Source organism: Limnospira sp. PMC 1279.21 (genome assembly GCF_032349615.1).
GTDB lineage: Bacteria > Cyanobacteriota > Cyanobacteriia > Cyanobacteriales > Microcoleaceae > Limnospira > Limnospira fusiformis.
This window is the reverse complement of sequence record NZ_JARPLU010000308.1, coordinates 1-2872: the sequence shown is the minus strand read 5'-3', so window position 1 is coordinate 2872 and position 2872 is coordinate 1. Positions and strand designations below refer to the sequence as shown.

3 protein-coding genes are annotated in these 2872 nt (G+C 46.4%); 1 reads left to right on the top strand and 2 read right to left on the bottom strand.

Translation table 11 applies throughout. The features are described 5' to 3' along the window. Window positions 1-447 precede the first annotated feature (447 nt). Window positions 448-1668 (top strand): bifunctional 2-polyprenyl-6-hydroxyphenol methylase/3-demethylubiquinol 3-O-methyltransferase UbiG, encoded by a 1221-nt coding sequence (locus P5683_RS23910; RefSeq protein ID WP_008052208.1) that lies wholly within the window; start codon window positions 448-450, stop codon window positions 1666-1668. A gap of 12 nt (window positions 1669-1680) precedes the next feature. On the opposite strand, the gene P5683_RS23905 is transcribed toward P5683_RS23910, so the two are convergent. Both P5683_RS23905 and P5683_RS23900 read right to left on the bottom strand, forming a co-directional pair. Further along, window positions 1681-2607: a M28 family peptidase gene (locus tag P5683_RS23905; RefSeq protein WP_315641137.1), complete on the bottom strand. Its 927-nt coding sequence runs from the start codon at window positions 2605-2607 to the stop codon at window positions 1681-1683. Window positions 2608-2626: 19 nt separating this feature from the next. Next, window positions 2627-2785, bottom strand: coding sequence for a hypothetical protein (locus tag P5683_RS23900; protein ID WP_006668361.1), 159 nt, complete (start codon window positions 2783-2785; stop codon window positions 2627-2629). Between the last annotated feature and the right edge of the window lie 87 nt (window positions 2786-2872).

The following is a 2872-nucleotide window of genomic DNA, read 5'->3' as shown; positions in this document are numbered from 1 at the left end:
GTGGGCCAAAAAATCCGGCTGTGTTATGGGATGGCCAGGGATGCGACCCAATCAAGCAAGGGGTTGAAGTCCTCACCGGGTAGTCCCCACGCCCATTTCAGCTCTATTTCATACCCGAAGGTCTCGCACCATACTTGGTATTATACCGTATTGCCGTAAAATGTTAACCTAATTTGAGATTAAATCATGCTCCTTGAGTTGTTAACCTGGTTAATCTTTTTACAGATAATTACAGCTAAAATGTTTTTGGCTGCAATCCTCGCATTTTATTAAATCGCGTATCCAGACCTATTGTATAGACTTACCAGAACTTATCTGAGAAAAAACGATAAGTTTTGTTACATGACCAACACCCCACAGATTTATGGTCTACTGGGGGCAATTGTAAGGTATTCTGAAAAAGCACGTTCGCTTGCTTGCTTGGGTTGTTGTCTGTTGGTTTTGATCATGGAAGAAATTAGCGCTGCTGTCAAACGGCTTTACGATATTTACCCTTTTCCCCCTGACCCTTTGTTAAATGAACCGCCACCGGGTTATAACTGGCGCTGGTGTTGGTCAGCAGCCTATGGATTTTGTACGGGACAAAAACCCCAGAAAACTAAAATTCGGATTTTGGATGCGGGTTGCGGCACCGGTTCGAGTACCGAATATCTGATTCAGCTTAACCCAGAGGCTGAGGTTTTGGGTATTGATTTGAGTTCAGGAGCGATCGCTACGGCTCAAGAACGCTGTCGCCGCTCCGGGATATCTACTCCGGGAACTCCAGAGCCTCAATTTCAACAGATGAGTCTCTATGATGTGGGACAATTGGAGGGGGAGTTTGATTTTATTAACTGTGTGGGGGTACTCCATCACCTACCAGACCCCATTCGGGGTATCCAAGCCTTGGCTTCTAAGTTAACGCCGGGGGGATTATTACATATATTTGTTTATGCTGAGTTGGGTCGCTGGGAAGTGCGACTTATGCAGCAGGCGATCGCCTTATTACAAGGGGACAAACGTGGCGATTATCAGGACGGCGTAAATGTGGGGCGCAAAGTTTTTGAAGCCTTACCCGAAGATAACCGTTTGGTCCTGTATGAGTCCGAACGTTGGGCTCTGGAAAATCAGCGAGATGAGTGTTTTGCTGATATGTATGTCCATCCCCAAGAAATTGACTACAATATTGACACTCTGTTTGAGCTGATTGATAGCTCTCAATTGGAATTTGTCGGTTTTTCTAATCCTGAGTATTGGGATATTAATCGCCTGGTTGGTAAATCCCCCGAACTTATGGAAAGGGTCGAAAATTTAAGCGATCGCCAACTATATCGCCTCATTGAGTTATTAGACCCCAAGGTTAGCCATTATGAGTTTTTCCTGGCTCGTCCCCCTTTACCCAAGGCAGATTGGTCTGATGATAGCGCTTTATTAGCTGCCATTCCTGAGTTAACCTACTGTTTGAATGGTTGGCCGAGTCAAACAGTGTTTGATTGCAATTATCACCTGGTGACATTATCAGATGATGAGTTTGAGTTTCTCCAAGCCTGTGAAACTAATTCAACTGCTGATGGTACCGTAGAAAATCCCCGCACTGTCGGTGATATTCTGGCTGCTGTGAAACTGGACATTTCCGGAGTGCGATCGCTCCTATCTCGACAGTTTATCCTCCTAACTCCCACCTCTTAGCTGGGGGGTGAATCAATCAATATTAGCCAGATTCATAATCACTGCCTCCAAGCCAGAAACTACCCTAGCGAGGTGGTTATAGTTAACCATTGCTGGGGTATCTTCCTGGGTGTGATAGTAGGGATAGCGAAACATAGCCGTATCCGTGACCATAATTCCCGGATAACCCTCCTGCCAGAAAGACCAATGATCCGACCAACCCGCACCCGGAACCGTATTAGGCAAAATCGAGCCTTCTGAGGGAAACAGCGTATGGGTACGGAATGCCTTAACTACTTGCCGGACTAATCCCCCAGATGCGAAGTTACCAACAAATGCGATAAAGTTTCCAGTGATCGGGTAAATATTATTTAATAGCCCCAGGGGGTAGGTTTGACTTCCAGGAGTGTCCGAGTAGTAGCCCATTGTTTCTAAACTCAGCATCGCCACTATTTTCTCATTTCTTTCTCGCGATCGCTTTGCATAAACCCAACTTCCCATGTCTGGAGTCCAGCTAAAGGGTGGTTCTTCATTCACAAATTCCACAAATCTTAGAGTTTTTTGGGGATGGGTTGCCGCGAAATAATCGGCTAGTGCTAAGACCGCCGCCGCTCCTGATCCGTTATCATTAGCCCCAGGAGAGCCTACCACAGAATCATAGTGAGCCCCAATCACTATAATTTCTTCCCCCAGGGCTTCCCCTGGTATTTCTACCTCTAAATTGGTAAATTGGCGTTCGCCAATCAGATATTCTTGGCGTTGGACTGTATAACCAGCTTGGGTCAGTCTACTTTCTAGGTAAGCCTCAGTTTTAAGAAGATTATCGTAATATATATAGTTATGTTCTCCGGTCCCGGCGATCGCTTCTACATCTTGTCGTAGGCGATCGCTAAGTTCTTCCTGGTGTCGTGTCAGGGGTGGAAGTGTACCTCTGTAGCTTTTTCCCGGCATCAATATCATGATTACTGCTCTATAAAACTTAAACAAAACCGGACATAGCCGGATCTTGATGTTTATTTCTGGCTTCGTCCGGGACTGTCGGCAGCACCCCGTCCACAAGTGTAATCGTCGGAACCAGGCGATTTGGTATGGTCGAAAGAGAGGTCGCCCCCTCCAACTCCAATTCCAAACCGTGCATGCGAGTTTCCCAGCACACGGCTCCTGATGTGAACACCCTATTGTCAGTAGGAACAGGGTTACGACCCCCTGCTTTGTGACTTCAACT

What these genes read in the sequence shown, in the direction of transcription:
- P5683_RS23905 (WP_315641137.1), bottom strand. Translation starts at nt 2,607, where the DNA reads ATGATATTGATGCCGGGAAAAAGCTACAGAGGTACACTTCCACCCCTG.
- P5683_RS23910 (WP_008052208.1), top strand. Translation starts at nt 448, where the DNA reads ATGGAAGAAATTAGCGCTGCTGTCAAACGGCTTTACGATATTTACCCT.
- P5683_RS23900 (WP_006668361.1), bottom strand. Translation starts at nt 2,785, where the DNA reads ATGCACGGTTTGGAATTGGAGTTGGAGGGGGCGACCTCTCTTTCGACC.